We start from the raw sequence: 23,152 nt of genomic DNA, 5'->3' as shown, positions 1-23,152 counted from the left end.
CATAAGAACAAAAATTGCGTTAACGCAGTCGTCGCCTCCCAAGGCATGACATTGCAATCATCCAAAATGGAACCAATACCATGACCGACGCGATATCTCCGGTATCGCCGACCGCTGACACTTCGAACGTTGTAAAGACAAATTCGCCTGCACGAGTTCTCACTGCCAGCCTGGTCGGCACGACCATCGAGTTTTTCGATTTCTACGTTTACGCCACGGCCGCAGTGCTCGTGTTCCCCACTTTGTTCTTCCCGAACAATGACCCGATGACGGCGCTTCTGGCGTCCTTCGCGACATTCTCCATCGCCTTTTTCGCCCGCCCGCTGGGCGCTGTGGTCTTCGGCCACTATGGCGACCGCGTCGGCCGCAAGACCACCCTTGTCGCCGCCCTGCTCACGATGGGCGTTTCCACGGTCGTGATCGGCCTCCTGCCCTCCTATGAGACCGCCGGCGTTCTGGCCCCGCTGCTGCTCGCGCTTTGCCGCTTCGGCCAGGGTTTCGGCCTTGGTGGCGAATGGGGCGGCGCCGTCCTGCTCGCCACGGAAAACGCACCTCCGGGCAAGCGCAGCTGGTACGGCATGTTCCCGCAGCTCGGTGCCCCCGTTGGCCTGTTCCTTTCGTCCGGTGTGTTCTGGATCCTGCTGCACTTCATGTCTCAGGAAGCGCTTTTGAGCTGGGGCTGGCGCATTCCCTTCGTCGCTTCGATCATCCTGATCGCTGTCGGCATGTGGGTTCGCCTGTCCATCACCGAAACGCCCGACTTCCAGAAGGCAATCGAAAAGGAAGAACGTGTGGCCGTACCGGTCGCGGAACTGTTCCGCAACCACAAGCGCAGCCTCGTGCTCGGCACCTTCGTGGCGCTGGCCACCTTCGTGCTCTTCTATATCGGCACCGCCTATCTTCTGTCCTACAACGTCAAGGTCCTGAAAATCCCGTTCCTCGACGCGCTGGAAGTGCAGATCCTCGGCTCCATCGTTTTCGGCATCTTCATTCCGATCGCCGGCAAGCTCGCCGAAAAATTCGGTCGTCGTGAAATCCTGATCCTGACGACGGTGCTGATCGGCCTGTTCTCGTTCCTCCTGCCAAGCCTGATGTCCGGTGGCGAAGGCTCGATCTTCGTCTTCGCGGCTCTTGCCATGATGCTGATGGGCATGACCTATGGCCTGATCGGAACGGCGCTCGCCGCCCCCTTCCCGACCCGCGTGCGCTACACCGGTTCGTCCATCACCTTCAACATGGCCGGCATCTTCGGCGCATCGCTGGCGCCTTACATCGCCACATGGCTGCAGGTGAATTACGGCATGGGGTATGTGGGCTACTATCTCTGCGTATCGGCGCTCATCACGCTCGCCTGCATTCTTCTGTCCCGCAAGGACGAAGTCTGATCCGAACGGATTGCCAGACATTAAAAAGCCCGCGAAACCTTCGTTTCGCGGGCTTTTGTTTGCCTGTTTTAACGCTTACGCCACGGCCTGGCGCCGCTCCACATGACCGGTCATGCAGACGCGATTGCGCCCTCCTTCCTTTGCCCGATAGAGCGCCAGATCGGCATTGTGCATGACCTTGTCGAAAATGTCGGCGTCGCCGCGAAACGCCACGCCAATCGAAATCGTCACCGTGATCCGCAAATCCTGATACTCCACCGGGGTGGTCTCGATGGCTGCGCGAACCCTTTCGCACATCTGCACAAAGGCGAGCGGGCTGGTTTCCTGCACAACGACAAATTCCTCGCCACCCAGGCGGGCGACATGCGCAGAAGAATCGAAATGCTCCCTTATCCTGCGGGCGACGTTCGAGATGACGAGATCACCGGCAAGGTGGCTGTATCTGTCATTCACCTTCTTGAAATGATCGATATCAAGAAAGGCGACGCAATAGTCGCTGCCCAGTTCAGCGCATGCAGCATAAAGGCCGAGCCGGTTGCTAAGGCCGGTCAGGGCGTCCGTATGGCTCAGATGCAGGAAGCGCTCGTGGGATTGCACGAGAATTTTCACTTCCCTGGAATTCAGCCAACAGACCAGCAATGTAATCGTAAACGCCACCGTCCCGCCGAGCGTCACACTCAACATGATGCCGTTGAAGAGATCGGTTACCAGCCCGAACCGCGCGAGAAGCGTCAGGCCGCCCATGCACATCAGGATGACAATGATCGTCACGAGACAAGCGATACGAATGGAGAATTCAAGCGGCTCGAGCCGCCTGCGGCCATCCGACGTGGCGACCGAAAAACTTATCATTTCGATCGGTTTTTTCCAAAGACCCAACATCATGCTTAAAAGCGCCTAGATCACGTAATGCCGTTGGTATTTCCTGATAAAAAGTAATTTAATAGAAGGACGAGACGCCGCTTCGCCCCGATAATATGGCAAAAACTGTTGATTGACCGTTACGATACATGAAACGGCCAGATCAACAGCAGGTTTTTCTTGCAATTGGCAGCATTCGCCGAGGCTTAAGCCCCGAGGAACGGCTCCACTTCCCGGCCCGGCATGAACAGGCCAAGGCGCTTGATTTCCCATTCCAGCCGGATGCCCGACTTCTCGAACACCCGCTTGCGGATGGTCTCACCCAGATATTCCAGATCGTAACCGGTCGCATGGCCGGTATTGATCATGAAATTGCAATGCAGCGACGACATCTGCGCGCCGCCGATGACCAGACCGCGACCGCCCGCCTCGTCGATCAGTTCCCAGGCGGAATGACCTTCGGGATTCTTGAAGGTGGAACCGCCCGTCTGCTCGCGGATTGGCTGCACGGTTTCGCGGTGGTGGCGCACGGCGTCCATATCGGCCCGGATTTTCGCCTTGTCTTCGGGATAACCCTCAAACAGCGCGCCCGTGAAGATCAGGCCCGCATCAGCGCCGGAATGGCGATAGCTGTAGCCCATATCGGCATTGGAAAGCACATGCTGGTTGCCCTGACGGTCGACCGCATAGACCTCCACGACACGCTCGCGCGTTTCGCCGCCATTGGCGCCCGCATTCATGCGCAGCGCACCGCCGATGGAGCCGGGAATGCCGTAATAGAAATGGAACCCGCCAATGCCATTATCCATGGCCATAGCGGCAATATGCTTGTCAGGGCAGATCGCGCCCGCCTTGATGCGGTTTTCACCGGCAAGCTCCACCTGGCCAAAGCCCTTGGCGGACAGACGGACGACAACGCCCGGAATGCCGCCATCGCGCACCAGAAGGTTCGAGCCGACGCCAACCACGGTCAACGGCACGTCTTCCGGCAGAATTTTCAGGAAGGCAATCAGATCGTCGGTATCGTGCGGCTGGAACATGACTTCCGCAAGACCGCCGGCTCTGAACCACGTCACGCGGTCCATGGGCGCATCCGGTGTCAGACGTCCCCGCAATTCATTTACCCCGTCGCCGAGCCTCCCCAGCAATTTAACCCCATCGACCTGTCTCATTCAGACTTTCCTGATGCTCTTCAATTCCGAAGGCAGTACTGCTGCCCATTGCGTGATATTTCCAGCCCCCAAGAGAACCACGAAATCACCCGGATTCGCAATGCCTGCAACCACTGAGGCGAGATCTTCCCGTTTCTCGAGAAAACGGGCGTCCCGGTGGCCTGCGGCCTTGATGGCAGAAACCAGCGCTTCCGAGCTTGCGCCCTCGATCGGATCTTCGCCCGCGGCATAGACCGGAGCAAGGATAATCGTGTCGGCATCGTTAAAACAATGTGCGAAATCGTCGAACAGGCTGGAAAGGCGGCTGTAGCGGTGCGGCTGGTGCACGGCGATGATACGGCCCTTGCAGGCTTCCCGCGCCGCCTTCAGCACGGCCTTGATCTCCACCGGATGGTGGCCATAGTCATCGAAAACCTGCACCCCATTGGCTTCGCCCGTCAGCGTGAAACGCCGCTTGACGCCGCCGAAGGAAGCAAGGCCCTTCTTGATGTCGGCTTCCGAAATGCCAAGCCGATTGGCAACCGCAATCGCCGCCGTCGCGTTCGAGACGTTGTGGCGGCCAGGCATCGGCAGGACGAGGTCCTTGAAGGAGAATATCTTGCCGGTGCGGCGACGGCGGATTTCCACGTCGAACACCGAGCGCGTGCCGTCGATGCGCACATTCGAAAAGCGCACATCGGCCTGCGGGTTCTCGCCATAGGTGATGACCTTGCGGTCCTCGATGCGGCCGACCAGTGCCTGCACTTCCGGATGATCGAGGCACATGACGCCGAAACCGTAGAAAGGCACATTCTCCACGAACTGGCGGAATGCGGCGCGGACGGCATCGAAATTTCCGTAGTGATCCAGATGCTCGGGATCGATATTGGTGATGACAGCCACATCGGCCGGCAGCTTCAGGAAGGTGCCGTCGGATTCGTCGGCCTCCACCACCATCCACTCGCCCTCACCCATGCGGGCATTGGTGCCGTAAGCATTGATGATGCCGCCGTTGATGACGGTCGGGTCAAGATTGCCGGCTTCCAGCAGGGTCGCGACCATGGAGGTGGTGGTGGTCTTGCCATGCGTGCCACCAATGGCGATGGCGTTACGGAAACGCATCAGCTCGGCCAGCATTTCGGCCCGGCGAACGATCGGCAGGTGCTTTTCACGCGCCGCGATGAGTTCGGGATTGTTCTTCTTGATGGCGGTGGAAACGACCACGACCTCGGCGTCGCCGATATTATCCGCCGTATGGCCGACAAAAACCTCGATGCCCTTGTCGCGCAGCCGCTGCACATTGGCGCTGTCGGCCTGATCCGACCCCTGAACGCGGTGGCCGAGATTGTGAAGCACTTCGGCAATGCCGCTCATGCCGATCCCGCCTATGCCGATGAAATGCACAAGGCCTATGGCTTTCGGCATCTTCATGCCCCAACTCCTTCATTCTTCTTCTTGAATTCCTGCACGGACCGGCCGGAGGCAATCGCCTCCACCAGATCGGCCAGCACATCCGCCGCATGCGGTTTGCCCGTCGCCTTTGCTGCCGCCGCCGTTGCCGAAAGACGATCCGGCTCCGAAAGCGCTGAGGACAGCAGGCCGGAAAGCTTCTGCGGCGACAGTTCCGCCTGCTTGATGACGCTTGCCCCGCCCGCCGCCGAAAGCGCTGCCGCATTGGCGGCCTGATCGTGATCGAGCGCATGCGGATACGGAACGAGAATAGATGGGCGGCCGATCACCGAAAGCTCCGATACGGTCGATGCGCCCGAGCGGCTGATGACCAGATCGGCATCGCCGATGCGCGACGCCATGTCGCCGAAGAAGGGCGAAACATCCGCCTTCACCCCGAGCTTCTGATAGGAGGCGATCACGCTGTCCTTGTCTTCCGGCCGCGCCTGCTGGGTGACGACGATGCGCTTGCGCTGCTCATCCTTCAGCAGGCAGATCGCCGCAGGCACCGCGCTCGAGAAAAACTGCGCACCCTGGCTGCCGCCGAAAACGACAAGCTGGAATGTCTCACCCGTCTGCGAGGGCGTATAGGGTATCTCCGACGCCGCCAGCACCGCCGGGCGCACGGGATTGCCGGTCGCCACCGTCTTGTCGGAATATTGGCCGTTGGCGGGCGGCAGGAAACCGCCGGCAATCGCTTTCACGCGGGCAGCCAGCGCCTTGTTGGCGCGGCCCATTACGGCATTCTGCTCGTGAATGATGGACGGAACGCCAAGCCCGGTGGATGCCAGAAGCGGCGGCACGGTGGGATAACCGCCGAAACCGACAACTGCGACCGGCTTCAGTTTCGCCACCAGCCGGCGCGCAGCGCGCAGACCAACCCACAGCTTCCACAGCGAACGCGCCACGGAAATCGGGTTTTTCGAGCCGATGGTAGCGGACGGCACAACATGGATTTCATCCGCCGGAAACTTGCCAGCATAACGCTCGGCGCGGCTGTCGGTAACGAGCTGCACCTGATAACCGCGCGCTTTCAGCGTGTGCGCGAGCGCCTCGGCTGGAAAGACATGGCCGCCGGTTCCCCCGGCGGCAAGAAGAACAATACCCTTGCTCATGATCGTTTACTCCGCGGGAACGCCGGAACCGACGCGGAAGAAACTCCGCTCCTGCGCCCGCTTTTCGGGTCTGTGGCGTGTCAGCGCCAGAAGGAAGCCGGCGGTCACGCAGATCGCCATCATCGACGAACCACCGTAGGAAATCAGCGGCAGCGTCATGCCCTTGGCGGGCATCAGCTCCAGATTGACGCCGATATTGATCATCGACTGCATGCCGATCTGCAGCACAAGGCCCGCCACGGCAAAGCGGCAGAAATCGTCCTTTTCCTTGAAGGCGTGCGAAAGGCCGCGCAGCACGATGAAGGCGAAGATCACGACGAGGAACATGCAGAAAACGATGCCGAATTCTTCCGCAGCCACCGAGAAGATGAAGTCGGTGTGGCTGTCGGGAATGATGCGCTTGACGATGCCCTCGCCCGGTCCGCGACCGAACCAGTCGCCGCGAATGATAGCCTCGCGCGCCGTGTCCACCTGGAACGTATCGCCTTCGCCGGTCCAGAAACGGTCGATACGACCGGCCACGTGCGGCAGCATCAGATAGGCGGAGATGATGCCGCCGACCCCGACGCCGCCGAGCATGATGATCCAGAACCACGGCACGCCGGCCATGAAGAACATGCCACCCCAGACCACCGACGTCAGGATCGTTTGGCCGAAGTCCGGCTGGGCGATCAGGAGCGCCGCCACAATGCCGAAGGTGATGATGGCGAAGAGATTGCCGGGAATTTCAGGATGGCGCGCCCGTTCGGCAAACAGCCAGGCGCAGACGATGACGAAGGCCGGCTTCATGAATTCCGACGGCTGGATCGAGAAGGTGCCGATGGAAATCCAGCGCCGCGCACCCTTGACCTCGATGCCGAAAAACAGCGCGAAGATCATCATCAGCAGCGAAACGATAAGCATGATGACCGCTACGCGCCGCACTTGACGCGGCGACAGGAAGGACAGGCCGACCATGATCGCGAGCGACGGCACCATGAACATCGCCTGACGCTCGACGAAGAAGAAACTGTTGAGGCCGATGCGCTCGGCAACCGCAGGCGAGGCCGCAAAGGACAGCATCAGGCCGATGCCCATCAGCGCGATGAACGCCGCTAGAAAGAAACGGTCGATGGTCCAGAACCACTCTGCGACCGGACCGCGATCAACTCGGCTTACCATGGCCTTCAGCCCCCTTTTCCAGAGTCAACCAGCATCGTCATGCCATCGAGCGCCGCGACCTGCGCGACGAACGAATCACCTCTGATCTCAAAGTTCTTATATTGATCGAAGCTTGCGCAAGCCGGGGATAACATCACGATATTGCCGGCCGTCGCATCTTTTTCCGCATCCGCCGCCGCATGTTGCACGGCCTTGTCCAGCGTGCCGGATATTTCATAAGGCACGGCCTCGCCAAGTGTCGCCGCAAATTCGGCTGCCGCCTCGCCGATCAGATAGGCCTTGGCGATGCGGGGAAAAAGCGGCGAGAGGCTGGTGATGCCGCCCGCTTTCGGCAGACCGCCGGCGATCCAGTAGATACGGTCGAAACTTGAAAGCGCCGGTGCTGCAGCATCGGCATTGGTGGCCTTGCTGTCGTTGACGAAGGTGACATTGCCACGTCGGCCGACCGGCTGCATACGATGCTTGAGGCCGGGAAAAGACTTCAGGCCTGCGCGAACTTCCTCTTCGGAAACCCCGACCGCAAGGCAGGCGGCGATTGCCGCCGCCGCATTCTGCGCATTGTGGCTGCCGCGCAGGGTCTGGATACCGTCGAGATCGGTGAGCAGCGAAGAAGTGCCGTCATGCGCACGGAAAATGCGGCTGCCTTCGGCATAAAGACCTTCGGAAACCACATTGCGCTTGGAAATGCGTTCCACCTTGACACCGGCGCGTTCGATACGGTCGGCAATCAGCGTCGAATGGCTGTCATCGACACCGACGATGGCCGTTTGACTGCCCGCCACCAGCCGTTCCTTGACGTCGGCATAGTGCTGCATCGTGCCGTGCCGGTCGAGATGGTCAGGCGTCAGATTGAGAAGAATGCCAGCGGTCGGATTGATCGTCGGTGCGAGATCGATCTGGTAGGACGAGCATTCGACAACATAGAAGCGTTGCGCCTTCGGCGGATCGAGGCTCAGCACCGCCGTACCGATATTGCCGCCAAGCTGCGTATCGCGGCCGGACACGTTGAGAATATGCGCGATCAGCGCCGTCGTTGTCGACTTGCCGTTGGTGCCGGTAATGGCGATGAAAGGGCAGTCCGGCGCGTGCGCACGGCGCTCGCGGATGAAAAGCTCGATATCGCCGATGATCTCGACGCCCGCCGCTTTCGCAAGGTCGACCGACCAATGCGGTTTCGGATGCGTCAGCGGCACGCCGGGCGCCAGAAGGAAGGAAGAGAAGCTCGGCCAGTCAATCGTCCGAAGATCCGCCGTCTTGATGCCTTCGGCCTCAGCCTTCGCGACACTGTCGGGATTGTCGTCGAAAGCAACGACATCAGCCCCGCCGGCCACCAGCGCCCGGGCGGTGACAAGACCCGAACCGCCAAGCCCGAAAAGCGCGACCTTCTTACCTTTGAACGACGTGACCGGGATCATCGCTCACCTCAGCTTCAGGGTGGCGAGGCCGAGCAGCGCGAGGCCAACGGAGATGATCCAGAAACGGATGACCACCTGGCTTTCCGTCCAGCCCTTTTTCTCGAAATGGTGATGGATCGGCGCCATCAGGAAGACGCGCCTGCCGGTGCGCTTGAACCAGAAGACCTGGATGATGACAGACAGTGTTTCCATGACGAACAGACCGCCGACGATGACCATGACGATCTCGTGCTTGGTCGCGACAGCGATGGAGCCGATCAGGCCTCCGAGCGCCAGCGAACCCGTATCGCCCATGAAGATGGCGGCGGGCGGCGCGTTGAACCACAGGAAGCCGAGGCCCGCGCCGATGACCGCGCCGACGATGACGGCAAGCTCACCCGTGCCGGGCACGAAGTTGATCTGCAGGTAATTGGCGAAAACCGCGTTACCGGCGAGATAGGCGATCACACCGAAAGTGGCGGCCGCGATCATCACAGGCACGATGGCGAGACCATCAAGGCCATCCGTCAGGTTCACGGCATTGCCCGCGCCGACGATGACGAAAGCACCGAAGAGCACGAAGAAGTAGCCGAGATTGATCACGAATTCCTTGAAGAAGGGAAACGCGATGGAGCTGCCGAGAGTGCCGCCATGCGGTGCGGAGGCGAGCGCCATCTTCATCATGAAGAACACGGCAATCGCCGCGATAAGGAATTCAATGCCGAGACGGGCCTTGCCGGAAAAGCCCTTGTCGCTCTGTTTCGTCACTTTCAGATAATCGTCGTAGAAGCCGATGGCTCCGAAACCGAGCGTCACCATCAAAACGGCGACGACATAGACGTTCGACAGATCGCCCCAGAGCAGCGAACCGCCGAGAATGCCGGCAAGGATCATCAGGCCGCCCATGGTCGGCGTGCCGGCCTTCTTGAAATGCGTCTGCGGACCATCCGCGCGGATGGGCTGGCCCTTGCCCTGGCGCACGCGCAGCGAATTGATGATCGCCGGTCCGAACAGGAAGACGATCAACGCAGAGGTGAACATCGCAGCACCCGCCCGGAAGGTGATGTACCGGAACAGGTTGAAGATTTGAATTTTATCCGACAGTTCGACGAGCCAGATCAGCATAATTGCCCTTTCAAAAGGCTATTTCAGACTTGGCGTTCCGTCTCGGGGAATGCCGGATACTTGTCAAGCAGCGCGGCGACAATCTTGCCGAAACCGAGGCCAAGTGACGATTTTACCATCAGCGCGTCTCCCGGTTGCACCCATTGCAGGGCGAAATCGGTCAGTTCCGCCGTCGTCGGGAACCAGATGACGGTAACGCTGTCCGGCAACGCATCACGCAGCGCCGCCATCGCCTCACCCGCCAGCCAGACATGTTCGATACCGGCCGCGAGCAGTGGGCCCACCAATTCTTCATGCAACTGCGCGGAAAACTCGCCCATCTCCAGCATGTCGCCGAGGACTGCGACGCGCCTTCCGTGACCCTGCGTCGGCGTTTCCGCCAGCACGGCGATCGCCGCGCGCATGGAGGCCGGATTGGCATTGTAGCTTTCATCGATCAGCAGGAAGGTGCCACCGTTGATTGCCAGCTGATGGCGCTGGCCGCGCCCCTTTACCGCCTCAAGCGTTCCCAGCGCCTCGAAGGCACGGTCGAGATTGGCGCCGGTGACCGCAACGGCGCCCAGCACGGCCATGGCGTTATCGGCAATGTGCCGGCCGGGAATATTGATGTGCAACTCGCTGGTTTCACCGTTCAGGATCGCCCAGATCGTCGAGCCCGTCGTCGTGCTCTCGAAATCCGCGAGGCGGAAATCCGCCTTGGCATGCTGCCCGAAGGTGAGGATATGCTCGATACCCTGTTCCTGCGCCGCTTCTTCAAGCTGTTCGAATTGGGCGTTATCGCGGTTGAGGATGACGGAACCGCCCTCTTCCAGACCCTCGAAAATCTCCGCCTTGGCGCTAGCGATCTCTTCGATGTTCTTGAAATTGCCGAGATGGGCCGGTGCGATGGTCGTGATGATCGCCACATGCGGGCGCACCAGCTTCACCAGCGGCCGGATTTCGCCGGAATGGTTCATGCCGATTTCGAACACGCCGAATTCCGTGTCCGCCGGCATGCGCGCCAGCGTCAGCGGCACGCCCCAATGATTGTTGAAGGAGGCTACCGCCGCATGCACACGGCCTGAAGGGGCGAGCGCCTGCCGCAGCATTTCCTTGGTCGTGGTCTTGCCGACCGAACCGGTTACCGCAATGATGCGCGCCGACGTTCTTTCACGCGCCGCGATGGCGAGCTTGCCGAGTGCGGCAAGCACATCTTCCACCACGATCATCGGCACGGTCAGGCGGCCGAGCGCCGGCAGCTTGGCCTCGGCAACGACCAGAAGCCCCGCCCCGTTCGCAACGGCGAAGCTGGTGTAATCATGACCGTCCACCCGGTCGCCCTTGATGGCGAAGAACGCTTCGCCCGGCTTGACCGTCCGGCTGTCGATGGAAATGCCGGTGATTCCGGTCGGCAGGTTGCCCACGGGGCGTCCTGCCGTGATGGCGATCATGTCGGCGACTGTCCATAACCAGCTCAAATCTTCGATCCTTCCAGCCCTGCCAGTGCAGCGCGCACCTGTTCATGATCGGAAAACGGCAGCGTTACCGAACCGACGATCTGCCCCTCTTCATGCCCCTTGCCTGCGACGATCAGCGTATCGCCATGCGAAAGCAGCGACACCGCATGGCGGATAGCGTCCGCCCTGTCGCCGATTTCCAAAGCGCCGGGCGCTGCCGCCATGACTTCGGAACGGATCGTTGCAGCATCTTCCGAACGCGGATTGTCGTCGGTGACGATGACGATGTCGGAAAGCCGCGTCGCAACCTCGCCCATGATCGGGCGCTTGCCCTTGTCGCGGTCGCCGCCGCAGCCGAAGACGGTGATAATTCGGCCCGAGGTGAAGGGCCGAACGGAGGTCAGCACATTTTCCAGCGCATCCGGCTTGTGGGCATAATCCACATAGGCAAGCGCGCCGTTCTTCGTCTGGCCCACGAGTTCCAGACGGCCGGCGGCGCCGATCAGCTTTTCGAGCGCCTTCAGTGCGGTTGCAGCGGGAACGCCGGTGGACATGGCAAGACCGGCCGCGACAAGAGCGTTCGCAACCTGAAAATCACCCGCCAAGGGGATGTCGACTTCATAAATCTCGCCGTCATGATGCACTTCGATCATCTGCTTGTGACGGAAGTGCTCGACACGCTTCAGGGCCAGATATTCGCCCTTGCGACCGACCGTGCGCACATCGAGACCGGCTTCGCGCGCCGCACGGATCGCCTGTTGCGACCATGGATCGTCAGCGAAGATCACGGCGGGAGCGCCCTTTTCCATCAGCGTATCGAAGAGCCGCATCTTCGCGGCCATATAGTCCTCGACGGTCGGATGATAATCCATGTGGTCGCGGCCGAGATTGGTGAAACCGGCGGCCGCCAGCCTCACTCCGTCGAGACGGCGCTGGTCAAGACCATGGCTGGACGCCTCCATCGCCGCATGCGTCACGCCTTCGGCCGCAAGTTCGGCCAGAAGCGCATGCAGCGTCACCGGATCGGGCGTGGTGAGCGCGCCGTAATCCTCGCGGCCGGGTGCAATCACACCTGTCGTGCCGATCTGTGCGGCGGCATGGCCGGCGAAAGCCCAGATTTGCCGCACGAAGGAAGCAACGGACGTCTTTCCCGCAGTGCCGGTGACGGCGACCATGGTTTCCGGCTGTTTTCCATAAAAACGGGAAGCGGCAAGGGAGAGATAAAGGCGTGGATCGGTGACCGAAAGCACCGGCACATCGGCATCCACCGCGTGTCCGGAAACGATGGCGACCGCGCCCTTGGCAACCGCGTCCTTCACATAGGCCGCGCCATCCGCCTTGGTGCCCGCAACCGCCACAAACAGGCTGCCCGGCGCAGCCTTGCGGCTGTCTGCGGTGATCCCCCCGATTTCGATCGCCCCGATCTCAGACAGGAGCAATTCTTTCAATTCCGGAAACGCATTTCCGGATATATCTCGCAAATTCATCGACTGTGTCCGTCTTGTCCCCCCGGCGCGAATCGCCGGAACATCATAAGCTAACAATCAATAAGACACGAGCAAGGCCGAGCCATCCTTGCCGAACTTCGGCTTCACGCCCAGCACCGCCGCCGTGCGGGTGATGATATCGCGCACCATCGGCGCTGCGGATGTGCCGGCGAGTGCCGCGCCATTACCCTTGTCCGTCTTCGGCTCGTCGATGAAGGACAGCACGACATATTGCGGATCGTCCATTGGGAAGGCCGAGAGGAAGGCGTTGAAGTTCTTGTCGTGCACGTAACGTCCGTTGACGACCTTGTCGGCCGTGCCGGTCTTGCCGCCGACGTTGAAACCATCGACGCGCGCGTTGCGGCCGGAACCGTTGACCCCGTTCCACTCGAACAGGAAACGCATGTCCTTGCTGGCGCCCGGTTTCAGAACCTGCTTAGCCACCTGATCGGCCTGTTCGCGGGTACGCGGCAGGAAAGTCGGCTCGATCAATTTGCCGCCATTGACGAGTGCAGCGCCGGCAACCGCCGTCTGCAACGGTGTCGTGGAAACACCGTGGCCGAAGGAAATGGTAATCGAGTTGATCTTCTTCCATTCGCGCGGCTGCGACGGCAGCGCCACTTCCGGCAGTTCGGTCTGCATGCGGGTCAAAAGGCCAAGCCGGGTGAGGAATTCCTTGTGGCCTTCCGTTCCCACCGTATCGGCAATCTTGGCAGTACCGATGTTCGACGAATACTGGAAGATTTCCGGCACCGAGAGCATCCGGCCCTTGCCGTGGAAGTCCTTGATGGTGAAACCGCCGATGCGGATCGGATAACGCGCATCGAAGGTATCGCCGAGACGGACGCGGCCCGAATCGAGACCCATGGCGATGGTGAAGGATTTGAAGGTGGACCCCATTTCGAACGTGCCGTTCGACATGCGGTTGAGCCAGCCTTCCTTGGCGCCTTCGGCCGGATTGTTCGGATCATAATCCGGCACGGAGGCCATGGCGAGGACTTCGCCGGTATGCACATCCAGAACCACCGCGCCGGCGCCGATTGCCTGGAACTTGGTGATGGCCGAGGTCACGACTTCGCGGACAATGGACTGTACGCGCAGATCGATGGAAAGCTTCACCGGCTCCAGCGGCTGGTCGCTGGTCATGCCAAGCGCGGTCAGATCGGCAAGGCCCTGGCTGTCGACGTAACGTTCCATGCCGGCAACGCCGCGATTGTCGATATTGACGTGACCGACGACATGCGCAGCGGTCGGCCCGCCGGGATAAAAGCGGCGCTTTTCCGGACGGAAGCCGACGCCTGGAATGCCGAGCGCCAGAATCTGGCTCTGCTGCTTCGGCGTCAGCTGGCGGCGCAGCCACTGGAAGCGCGAATTGGAGGAAAGCTTCTGATAGGTGCTGCGCTGGTCGAGATCCGGCAGAACCGTCCGCAGCTTCTCGATAGCCTCATCGATATCGACGATGCGATGCGGTTCGGCGAAAAGCGAGACGGTGCGAATATCGGTGGCCAGAACCTCGCCATTGCGGTCGAGAAGATCGGGGCGCGACGCCATCAAGCGGTCGGCGGGTGCGATGCTCGACACCGTTTCCTGCTCGGCCATGCCATATTGCACAAGACGCCCGCCAACGACGGCGTAAAAGGCGACGAAACCGAAAATGATCAGGCCGACGCGGCTTTTCGCCTGGGCGGCGCGCTTCTTGCGGGCGCCCTCAAAGGCCGCATGATCGGTGTAAACGCCGGTGGTGCTGGCGGAAAAATGAGCCTTGCTCTTCAAAACCATGACGCGGGAGAGAAAAGACATTAGCGGTTCACCGATCCTGTTATCGTGTCATCCATGTCGTCGGTTTCATCGCCCGCGACGGCGGAGACGGCCGGAGCCGCTGTTGGACGGGAAACACGCGCCCGGGGTGTCGGAACCGGAGTGCCGTTGACGGCAATCTGGCCCGCCGGCGGTGATTTCTTTTTGGTGGCCGCGCCAAGCGTCGCACCCGGCTTGGAACCGTTGACGGCGGCGGCAATGACATCCTCGACGCTCATGCCTTCCGGCTCGGGCGGTTGCGGCAGTTGCGAGCGCAGCATGGGCAGCTCACGCGGCTGCGCCAGCTGCGTCGGCAGCGTCGGCGAAAGGCCAAGCTCGTCCTGATAGGCATTCACGAGACGGTGCAGACGGTTCGGCTGCGTCAGGAGCGCCCAGTCGGCCCTCAAAAGATCGATCGTATCCTTCTCAAGCTTGATCTCGGCCTCCAGCTTGCGGACCTCCTCAAGCTTCAGATCGGCCTTGTGCTTGATCGAATAGGTCACGACGGCCGCGGCGACCATCACACCCATCAAGATGACATCGAAAGTGCGCAGCATATCAGCCTCCCATCTTTTCAAGGCTGGCGAGATCGGGAAGCTCGAAGATCGAATAATCCGCCGCGCGCGCCGGTGCGGTCGTGCGCAGACCGGCCCGCAGTTTGGCGGATCGGGCACGGGGATTGAGCTCCGCCTCCTCATCGCTGGCGGCGATCATCGACTTTCCGATGTTATCGAAAATGGCGGGCTTGTCCTCCACCATCGGCAGGTGACGGGAACCGGCGGCCTTGCCCGAACGGTCGGAGAAGAATTTCTTGACGATACGGTCTTCCAGCGAATGGAACGTAACAACGACCAGCCGGCCGCCGGGTTTCAAAACCTGCTCGGCGGCAAAAAGCGCCTGCGCCAGCTCGCCCAGCTCGTCATTGACGAAAACGCGCAGCGCCTGAAACACCCGCGTTGCGGGATGAATCTTGTCTTTGGCCTTACGCGGCGTGACGATTTCGATGAGGCCCGCCAGATCGCGGGTGGTGCGGAACGGCTCTTCCGCCCTCTTCTTCTCGATGGCGCGGGCGATGCGGCCCGGCTGCTTTTCTTCACCGAGAAAACCGAAGATGCGGATCAGATCGCTGACCTTCGCACGATTGACGACATCGGCCGCCGAAACGCCGGAACCCGACATGCGCATGTCGAGAGGGCCGTTTTTCTGGAAGGAAAAACCGCGTTCGGCCTCGTCGATCTGCATGGAGGAAACGCCGATATCCAGCACGACGCCATCGAGCCCGCCTTGCGGGGCATGCTTCGCGAGATCGGAGAATTGCGACTGGATGAGGCTCAACCGGCCGCCATTGGCGGCAACCATCGCCTGACCGCCGGCGATAGCGGTCGGATCGCGGTCGAGCGCGATGACGTCAGCGCCCTGATCGAGAATGGCCTGGGTGTAGCCGCCGGCGCCGAACGTGCCGTCGAGAATGATCTTGCCGGATGATGGCTCCAGCGCGGCAATGACTTCGCGAAGCAGGACCGGTATGTGACGCTGAGGTCCGCCATCGGCATCAGAAGATCGTCCGCCAGAATTCGCCGCCATTCCGTGTCCCCGTCCTAGGCGGGGCGAGCAGCCGAAAAACCGCGCCCCGCTCTTGCTTCCGCCTGCGCCGCCAAAAACGCATTCGGTTGCCAAAGCTGAAAATGATCCGCCCGTCCGACGAAGGTGACTTCGGTGGATATGCCGGTGAATTCCCGCACGAAATCCGTCACCATCAATCGACCTTCCTGGTCGAGCTTCATGAAAACGCCGCCGCCGTGAACCAGCAGCGACATCGCGTTCGCCTCCGGCGAGAAGGCATCCATCGACGCAATCTGCCGCTCGTAGCGCTCCAGCAAATCCGGACCGCCGACACTGATTGCCGGAAAGGCGAAATCCTGAAGACAATAAAGCTCCTGAATGCCGCGCCTGACCAGCACCGAACGAAACGGAGACGGAACCGAAACGCGCCCCTTGGCGTCGATCCTGTTCGTCACGTTCGATAAAAAGCGGTCCATTACTCAACTCGCCAAAACCGCATGCCGCAAAGCGATTCATCCGCTCCGCAGCCGACACCGGTACGCACGACACATCGCCAAGCGCCAGGGCGACGTGCCCTGCAGCAGCCCCTCGTAGGCTCCTCACTCGTTTCAGCGATTGCGGGTCAAAAACACGACCCAATGTGGTGTGCATTTGGGATATCATGGGACACTATGGGCGTCAATGGGAGAAGCCGGCACGATACCGACTTCGCATCGGAAATTCATAAGCCGTTAAGTTTAACGAATGGTTTACCGAGCCACGCGACGATGCGCTCTCACGGCACGGGAAGATGCGGCGAAGCCGCTGTTTTTCTGTGTTAAAACAAGGAAATGGCCGCATTATCCGGCTTCACGGGCAGATGGGTCAGGCCGTCAACGTCAGAAAATAATGGAATCGACGAGAAGCTCAGTCACGATGGCTTCCTTCGCTGCGCTCTATATCCGCATTCTCAGGGCGCAGTGCTTCCTCATCAAACTCCTGGCCTTTAGCCAGAAGACGCAGAACAACCACATCGTCCTGCTCCACCACAAAAGCGACACTGGCGCTGCGTTCAAAACCGATTATGCGGAGTCCCACACGCAGTTCGTTACGCACGGTGCCACGTTCGGGAAAGACATTCAAAGTTGAAAGAAATATGCCGATGCGATCAATGTACCGATCTGCGACAGCGGACGACCCTGATTTGCCGGCGATATTTTGATGGATATGCACCAGATCGGCCTGCGCTTCGGGTGACATGCGCACAACGTAATACTTCATTTAAAAGCGTTTCCAGCAAAAACATGCGGCAACTTGGCATTACGAATTGCATAAATATAAATAGATAAAGGGTTTCGGAGAGGTGGGAGCTATGTGCGCCCCTCACCCTTGGCAATACGCGCCCTGACCTCAGCCAAACCTTCATTGAGAGGCTTGGCCCTGCCCGGGTCTGCTTTGTGAGCATCGTATGCGGATGTCACTTCTTCCTGCAACCACCGCTCCACGGCCGCATCGCGGGCTGCCAGGGTGCGAAGGCCATCACGGATAACCTCGCTCTCCGTCGCATATTCGCCGGAAGCGACCTTTGCCTTGACCATTTCCGCCATTTCCAGGGGAAGTGTGATGCTGAAAGCTTGGGTGGTGCGCATGGTTTTCGCCTTTCATTCCCCTTGTATCACACGGTATGATTTAATCATACACATTCCTGATTATTCATGGGGGAAGCGGCATACACGAGCCGCCGCAAAGATTGAGGAAAATTTGCCAGTTGGCCTGTAAGCCGGGTTCTGTATGGCCCCGGTTTGACCCGGAACGTGGCAGCCATTCATCTGGGACGGCATTTGCATGCCGCCTCGCGCAACCCACCCGGATGACGGGCCTGGAAACCGGCTGTGAACGGGCTTTCGCCCGCCCCGTGTCATCCCTATTCGGTCTTGCTCCCGGTGGGGTTTACCTTGCCGCCGCTGTTACCAGAAGCGCGGTGGGCTCTTACCCCACCCTTTCACCCTTACCATGCGATGCATGGCGGTTTGCTCTCTGTGGCACTTTCCCTGGGGTCGCCCCCGCCGGACGTTATCCGGCACCGTATTTCCGTGGAGCCCGGACTTTCCTCACCTTACCGTCTTTCGACATTGGTAAAGCGCGGCTGCCCGGCCAACTGGCATGGGCTGCATAACCATGTTCCGAGGCGAAAGCCACCGAAAAGCGCAGGCAAGGATCAAAGAAATGCCGGCTTGAAATCCGTCGCAAAGGCGCTGTCGGCGATTTTTCCGTCCCGCAGCAGCAGAGCGCCGAGCCGTCCGATCTCATCGGAACTCTTGGCCGCCGTGCCGTTGCCGCCGGTCAGAACCGCAATCTTCGGCGAGGCGGAGAAGCCGATGGCCGGATAACCGCTTTGCGTTTTGGAGACGACGCAGGCGGCCATCGAGACACGCGAGAGATCGATGGAAGGCACCAGCGATCCGACGATCTCCGAGAGATGATCACGCACACTTTCGCGTCCGCCGGAGCGGAACCATTCCCGGATTTCCGGGTCGCTGCCGAGCCTCTTGTCGTCGGGGTCGCCGCCGATCTTCAGATAGAATTTGCCATCGGGATAACGCACCGGCGGCAGAAGATAGATATGTTTCGTCGTGTCGCGCGGCTCATAGATCAACGACGGCATGTCCGCATATTGATCCAGATCGCCCTCATCTACCTCAAAGAAAGCGACGGTGCGTGCATAGACATCGAGGGCCACCGGCTGCGGCAGCAGATCTTTCATAATCGAGAAGCCGCCGGCCGCCACCAGCACCCGGTCTGCGGTATAAACCGCGCCAGAGGCCGTCTCCACCCGTGCGCGACCATCCTCTTCCCGAGTCGAAACGACGATATCGTCGACAAGCGTAACGCCCGCCATTTCCGCCAAAATGGCCTGCGCCTTCACCAGCCCGCGCGGATTGACGTATCCGGCATTGGCCCTTTCGAACACGCCCTCGCACCCCGGCTCGAAGGAGAAATAGGGAAAGCGGCTTTCGAGGCCTTCCCCGTCCAGCAGTTCCGTCGAAACCCCGAGCCGCGCCGCCGCCTTGCGGACATCGTCGGCAAAAGGATTGTCGCCGCCCCGTTCAGGCCCCACCATCAGGCAACCGACCGGCGCATAAAATTCAACGCCGCTTCGTGCGGCAATGTCGGCGTAACGCGCTATCGAGCGGTTGGCGAGCAGCGCCCAGTCGGCATCGCCGTCGATGGTGCGGGTAATCCGCGCCTCGTCATAGTGACTGGCGAAGACGCCTCGATGCGATTTGATGTCGGCAGGTTCGCCGGGGCCAATCAGCGCGACGCCATCCACCGTTTCAGCCAGATGGCGGGCGGCAGCGGCCCCCATCATGCCGCGACCCACAACGATGTATCTGAAATGTCCCGACATGCCGCCCTCTTCACCCGCTCATTTCCGTCGTAACCTTGTAGCTGCTTCGTCCCCGAATGTCAGACGAAAACCGGCGACATTTCGGCGGCGAATTCATCCTCGGTCAACTGACCGTTCAAAAGCAGCATGGCGCCCAGCCGGCCGATTTCGTCCGAAGACTTGGCGGAGACGAAATTGCCGCCGGTCAGAACCGCGATATTGGAGGATTGCGTATAGCCAATATAGGGATAGCCGCTGCGGGTAATGGAGGCGACACAGGAGCCTGAGGTGACCGGGCAGCCGGCAAGCTCCGGCATCAAGGAGAGCGCCCGCTTTTTCAGAAACTCAACCTCACCCGGCGTGCCGTCCGAATGGAACCAGTCCACTGCGTCGGTGAGCGTTTCAAGCCTGCCCTTTTCGCTCTCGCCGCCGATCTTCAGATAGACCTTGCCATCGGGATAACGCACCGGCGGCAGGATATAGACGATGTCGTCCTCGGTCTCCGCCAGCACGATGGTGGAGGGCATCGCACCGAACAGCGCCTGCCGCGCCTCATCCAGCTCAAAAAAGACGATGGTGCGGCCCGTGGCCGCCATATCGACCGGAGAAGGCAGAAGCTCGGCCATGTTGGTGAAACCGCCGGCCGCTACGATGACCTTTTCAGCCGTATGAACCGCCCCTTCTCGAGTAGAAACCTCGACGCATTGGGAAGTATCGCGAATATGCGCCGCCGTCTGGCGCACAAGCCGCGCGCCCTGCGCGACGGCAATCGTGCATTGCGCCTTCACCAGGGCGCGCGGATTGACGTGGCCGGCATATTGCGCCTCGAAATAACCGCTGTGATCGGCCGGCAGGGAGAACATCGGAAACCGATCAGCCAGCGCATCAGTGCCGAGTGTCTCCACACCGAGACCGAGGCGGTCGGCCGAGGCAAACGCGCGCGAGACATAATCTCCCGCAAGCCCCCTGCCGTTTCCGGTGAACAGGCAGCCCGCTTCCGTGAAAAAGCGGATGCCGCTTTTGGCCTCGATCTCCGCATAACGGCGGATGGAGCGCTGCGCGAGTTCCGCCCAGACCGGATCGCCATCAAAACCGCGGGTAATGCGCGCTTCGTCGTAATGGCTCGAAAACACACCCTGATGGGTCTTGCGATCGGTGGGCTCGTCCGGGCCGATCAGCGCCACGCCATCCGTTTGCACTGAGAGATGCCGCGCCGCAGCCGCTCCCATCATCCCGGCCCCGACGACGATATATTTGAAATCCGGCATGTCATGCTCCGTATCAGATTTGCTTCTGACTACAGCATGCCGGACCGAACCGGAATCGCTTTTCGCAATTTCGCAGACGAACGATGGCGGCCTCAGCCGGCCAACAGCGCCTGCACCTTGCCGCAATAACGCTTGGAGACCGGGTTCATCCGGGTGGCGCCATGGCCTGCATTGTAACGCAGGATCGTGCTGCACACCTGGCCGCCGCCAAGCTGATGCGCCGTCGCCAGATATTGCATGCCCCAGCGAATATTGGTCTCGGGATCGTAGAGCGCCTTGGTCGTGCCGCGATAGCCCATCATCCGCGCCGTCGCCGGCTTGATCTGCATCAGCCCGACCTCGCCTGCGCTGCCGCGAGCCTTCGGATTGAACTTGCTTTCCACCGAAACCACGGCATGCGCCAGATTGGTGGGAACGCCGTAACGCTTGGCATATTTGACGATCAGATCGGAATAGTCGTTCCTGAGCGAGGAAGGCAGGCTCTTTTCGGGAATGGGATAACCGGGCTTGCGGAAGAAGGTCTCCAGCGTCACGGTTTTGGTCTTGACGTCCTCGTCTTTGGCAAAAGCAATCCCCGCCTGCGAAGCGAGCATAACAACGCCCGCCACGACAGCAACAACAACCCTGTTCATATGTAGAAAAAGTCTCCAGATCGGATGACAGAAACAATGAAGCGGCACAATTAATCTGCGCCCGGAAAGTCGATCACGACCTTCCGCTGTCCGGTCTCCTTGATTGATATTGACGGCAGGTTCCCCTGAAGAACGACACCGCATGCAGTGACGTTCTTAAACTTCCTCAATGCGGATTAACTGTGGCACGGTAAAAAAAGCGACTTGAGCAGCAAGAAAACCGGGAACGTTTTTCCAGAATCCGCCTTCAGGCGGCCGAAAATCTCGGCAGGCTGGCGATCAGCCGATGCAACGTGTCGATGGTGGAGAAATCCGCGATGCCATCCACCAGAGCGGGACGGAAATGCCGCTGGAAGGCAGCCACGGCGCCTTCGGTTTTCTCGCAATAAGCGCCTGTAATTTCAACGCCATAACCATAGATGGACAGCATCGACTGCAGCGCTTCGACCGGTTGGCCATGATCGCCGCGCTGGAAAAAACGCCCGCCACGGATCGGCGCAGGCTCCACCCAATGGCCGACACCGTGCTGCGACAGGATGTCCCACGGGAATTTTTCACCCGGATCGACCTTGCGGATCGGCGCGACATCCGAGTGCGCCAGCACCCTTTCAGGGGCGATAGACCAGCGCTGGCCGCAATCGCGACACAATTCGATGACGGCTTGCACCTGTTTCTTCGGAAATTCCGGCAGGCCGCCGGGATGGCCCTGATTGGCGATCTCGATGCCGATGGAGCGGGAATTGATGTCTTGATCCCCCGCCCAGATGCTTTTGCCCGCATGCCAGGCACGGCGGGTTTCCGGCACGAGCTGGATGACGCGCCCGTCTTCGAACACGAAATAATGGCTGGAAACCTGACTTTCCGGATTGCAGAGCCACGACAGCGCGCCGTCGGCCGTCGTCATGCCGGTATAATGCAGCAGGATAATATCGGGGCCGGCCACACCCAGCCTTTCGCCATGGTTAGGCGAAGGCGCAACGGCTGCGCCCCCGAAATCCGGGGTAAAATCCGGCAGACATTCACTCATGCGACGCGGCGTTCTTTCTCGATGGCCGCATAGGCGGCGTTGAGAGCCGCCATACGCTCATTCGCAGCCGCATGCAATTCCATGGGAACGCCGCGTGCAATGAGCTTGTCAGGATGGTGTTCGGCAACCAGCGAACGATAACGCCGGCGAATATCGGAAAAATCGTCGGAAGGCGAAACGCCGAGCACGCGATAGGGGTCGCGCCCGTCCATATGGACATGCCGCGCCATGATCGTTTCGAAGTGATCTTCGGTGATACGGAAGATTTCCGCTATCCGGCCGAGGAAGGCCAGTTCCCGCTCATGGATCAGCCCATCGGCCTTGGCGATGTGGAACAGGCCGTCGATGACGCTTTCCAGCATCTCGCAATTGGCGTGCCCGGAGCCGCAAAGACCGGCAAGCCGCTCCGCATAGGCCTCGTAACCGGCAACGTCCTGACGGGCGAGATTATAAAGACGGGCGACGTTCTTGGCTTCTTCTTCCGGAAAATCGAAGATCTGCCGGAAGGCGCACACTTCGGCATCGTTGACGACACCGTCGGCCTTCGCCATCTTGGCGGAAAGCGCGATGATGGCCACGGAAAAGGAAACCTTGCGGCGCGTCTCCGGATCACCCTCGAAAAGGGTGCGGATGGCTTCCACGACGCGCCCGAGCGCACCGCCTGCCGCGTCGCCGATTGCGCCGAGCAGCCGTTCCCACAGGGATGAAATTTGCAGACAGGCGAAATCGAACATCATGCGACAAGCATGACGGGATATTGCCGCGAATGCAATATGTCCAGCGGGCCGGCGGCATTAACTTTTATTCATCTTTGCGACAGTTTTGCTTCAGGAACAAGAGCGCGCCAGACGATGACGCCACAGTTTTCCACAGATGGCGGGAAGCCGGCCACCGGCTATGCCGATTGAAACGATTATATTCCGCCACTTTGCTC

21 protein-coding genes and 1 other RNA gene are annotated in these 23,152 nt (G+C 60.4%); 1 reads left to right on the top strand and 21 read right to left on the bottom strand.

The window, feature by feature from the left end:
• Positions 1-80 precede the first annotated feature (80 nt).
• Positions 81-1,385 (top strand): MFS transporter, encoded by a 1,305-nt coding sequence (locus PH605_RS14135; RefSeq protein ID WP_078051851.1) that lies wholly within the window; start codon positions 81-83, stop codon positions 1,383-1,385.
• A 75-nt stretch (positions 1,386-1,460) separates the two neighbouring features.
• Here the strand turns inward: PH605_RS14135 and PH605_RS14130 are convergent, their stop codons facing one another.
• From PH605_RS14130 to PH605_RS14030, 21 genes are all read right to left on the bottom strand, one after another.
• Positions 1,461-2,270 carry a GGDEF domain-containing protein gene (locus PH605_RS14130; RefSeq protein ID WP_142845280.1) on the bottom strand — a complete coding sequence of 270 codons (810 nt, stop codon included), beginning with the start codon at positions 2,268-2,270 and terminating at the stop codon, positions 1,461-1,463.
• A 182-nt stretch (positions 2,271-2,452) separates the two neighbouring features.
• Positions 2,453-3,418 (bottom strand): UDP-N-acetylmuramate dehydrogenase, encoded by a 966-nt coding sequence (murB, locus tag PH605_RS14125; RefSeq protein WP_065655815.1) that lies wholly within the window; start codon positions 3,416-3,418, stop codon positions 2,453-2,455.
• Positions 3,419-4,828 (bottom strand): UDP-N-acetylmuramate--L-alanine ligase, encoded by a 1,410-nt coding sequence (murC, locus tag PH605_RS14120; RefSeq protein ID WP_142845279.1) that lies wholly within the window; start codon positions 4,826-4,828, stop codon positions 3,419-3,421.
• Positions 4,825-5,961 (bottom strand): undecaprenyldiphospho-muramoylpentapeptide beta-N-acetylglucosaminyltransferase, encoded by a 1,137-nt coding sequence (gene murG / locus PH605_RS14115; RefSeq protein ID WP_142845278.1) that lies wholly within the window; start codon positions 5,959-5,961, stop codon positions 4,825-4,827. Before murG ends, murC begins: the two co-directional genes overlap by 4 nt.
• A gap of 6 nt (positions 5,962-5,967) precedes the next feature.
• Positions 5,968-7,122, bottom strand: a complete 1,155-nt coding sequence (gene ftsW / locus PH605_RS14110) for a putative lipid II flippase FtsW (RefSeq protein WP_104679536.1) — start codon at positions 7,120-7,122, stop codon at positions 5,968-5,970.
• Positions 7,123-7,127: 5 nt separating this feature from the next.
• Entirely contained in the window at positions 7,128-8,537 is a 1,410-nt protein-coding gene (gene murD / locus PH605_RS14105) for a UDP-N-acetylmuramoyl-L-alanine--D-glutamate ligase (RefSeq protein ID WP_142845277.1), read from the bottom strand.
• 3 nt (positions 8,538-8,540) lie between these two features.
• Positions 8,541-9,641 carry a phospho-N-acetylmuramoyl-pentapeptide-transferase gene (gene mraY, locus PH605_RS14100; RefSeq protein WP_003522196.1) on the bottom strand — a complete coding sequence of 367 codons (1,101 nt, stop codon included), beginning with the start codon at positions 9,639-9,641 and terminating at the stop codon, positions 8,541-8,543.
• A gap of 23 nt (positions 9,642-9,664) precedes the next feature.
• Positions 9,665-11,098, bottom strand: a complete 1,434-nt coding sequence (locus tag PH605_RS14095; RefSeq protein WP_142845276.1) for a UDP-N-acetylmuramoylalanyl-D-glutamyl-2,6-diaminopimelate--D-alanyl-D-alanine ligase — start codon at positions 11,096-11,098, stop codon at positions 9,665-9,667.
• Complete coding sequence (locus PH605_RS14090; protein WP_142845275.1) at positions 11,095-12,564, bottom strand: UDP-N-acetylmuramoyl-L-alanyl-D-glutamate--2,6-diaminopimelate ligase; 1,470 nt, start codon at positions 12,562-12,564, stop codon at positions 11,095-11,097. The genes PH605_RS14095 and PH605_RS14090 overlap by 4 nt, the downstream gene beginning before the upstream one ends.
• 57 nt (positions 12,565-12,621) lie before the next feature.
• A complete protein-coding gene (locus PH605_RS14085) occupies positions 12,622-14,364 on the bottom strand; it encodes a peptidoglycan D,D-transpeptidase FtsI family protein (protein ID WP_003522193.1) in 1,743 nt (580 codons plus the stop codon).
• A complete protein-coding gene (gene ftsL / locus PH605_RS14080; protein WP_020811527.1) occupies positions 14,364-14,918 on the bottom strand; it encodes a cell division protein FtsL in 555 nt (184 codons plus the stop codon). Before ftsL ends, PH605_RS14085 begins: the two co-directional genes overlap by 1 nt.
• 1 nt (position 14,919) lies before the next feature.
• Entirely contained in the window at positions 14,920-15,945 is a 1,026-nt protein-coding gene (gene rsmH, locus PH605_RS14075; RefSeq protein WP_125145590.1) for a 16S rRNA (cytosine(1402)-N(4))-methyltransferase RsmH, read from the bottom strand.
• Between the two features lie 14 nt (positions 15,946-15,959).
• The gene (mraZ, locus tag PH605_RS14070) at positions 15,960-16,400 is read right to left on the bottom strand and encodes a division/cell wall cluster transcriptional repressor MraZ (RefSeq protein WP_003522190.1); all 441 of its coding nucleotides are present in this window, start codon (positions 16,398-16,400) and stop codon (positions 15,960-15,962) included.
• 430 nt (positions 16,401-16,830) lie between these two features.
• Entirely contained in the window at positions 16,831-17,184 is a 354-nt protein-coding gene (locus PH605_RS14065) for a type II toxin-antitoxin system RelE/ParE family toxin (RefSeq protein WP_125145589.1), read from the bottom strand.
• A gap of 89 nt (positions 17,185-17,273) precedes the next feature.
• Positions 17,274-17,552, bottom strand: coding sequence for a type II toxin-antitoxin system ParD family antitoxin (locus tag PH605_RS14060; RefSeq protein ID WP_104679538.1), 279 nt, complete (start codon positions 17,550-17,552; stop codon positions 17,274-17,276).
• 111 nt (positions 17,553-17,663) lie between these two features.
• Positions 17,664-18,065, bottom strand: an RNA gene (gene rnpB, locus PH605_RS14055) — RNase P RNA component class A.
• A 56-nt stretch (positions 18,066-18,121) separates the two neighbouring features.
• Positions 18,122-19,312 carry an NAD(P)/FAD-dependent oxidoreductase gene (locus tag PH605_RS14050; RefSeq protein WP_142845274.1) on the bottom strand — a complete coding sequence of 397 codons (1,191 nt, stop codon included), beginning with the start codon at positions 19,310-19,312 and terminating at the stop codon, positions 18,122-18,124.
• A 59-nt stretch (positions 19,313-19,371) separates the two neighbouring features.
• Positions 19,372-20,559: an NAD(P)/FAD-dependent oxidoreductase gene (locus PH605_RS14045; RefSeq protein WP_142845273.1), complete on the bottom strand. Its 1,188-nt coding sequence runs from the start codon at positions 20,557-20,559 to the stop codon at positions 19,372-19,374.
• 92 nt (positions 20,560-20,651) lie between these two features.
• The gene (locus tag PH605_RS14040) at positions 20,652-21,191 is read right to left on the bottom strand and encodes a lytic transglycosylase domain-containing protein (protein WP_003522187.1); all 540 of its coding nucleotides are present in this window, start codon (positions 21,189-21,191) and stop codon (positions 20,652-20,654) included.
• 247 nt (positions 21,192-21,438) lie between these two features.
• Complete coding sequence (locus PH605_RS14035; protein ID WP_142845272.1) at positions 21,439-22,218, bottom strand: N-acetylmuramoyl-L-alanine amidase; 780 nt, start codon at positions 22,216-22,218, stop codon at positions 21,439-21,441.
• On the bottom strand, positions 22,215-22,955 hold the full coding sequence (locus tag PH605_RS14030; protein WP_161987904.1) for a J domain-containing protein: 741 nt from the start codon (positions 22,953-22,955) through the stop codon (positions 22,215-22,217). Before PH605_RS14030 ends, PH605_RS14035 begins: the two co-directional genes overlap by 4 nt.
• Between the last annotated feature and the right edge of the window lie 197 nt (positions 22,956-23,152).

The sequence above is a fragment of the Agrobacterium sp. CFBP 3001 genome, assembly GCF_027871605.1.
GTDB lineage: Bacteria > Pseudomonadota > Alphaproteobacteria > Rhizobiales > Rhizobiaceae > Agrobacterium > Agrobacterium leguminum.
Note: the sequence above shows the minus strand (reverse complement) of the source record. Positions and strands in the feature narration are given on the sequence as shown.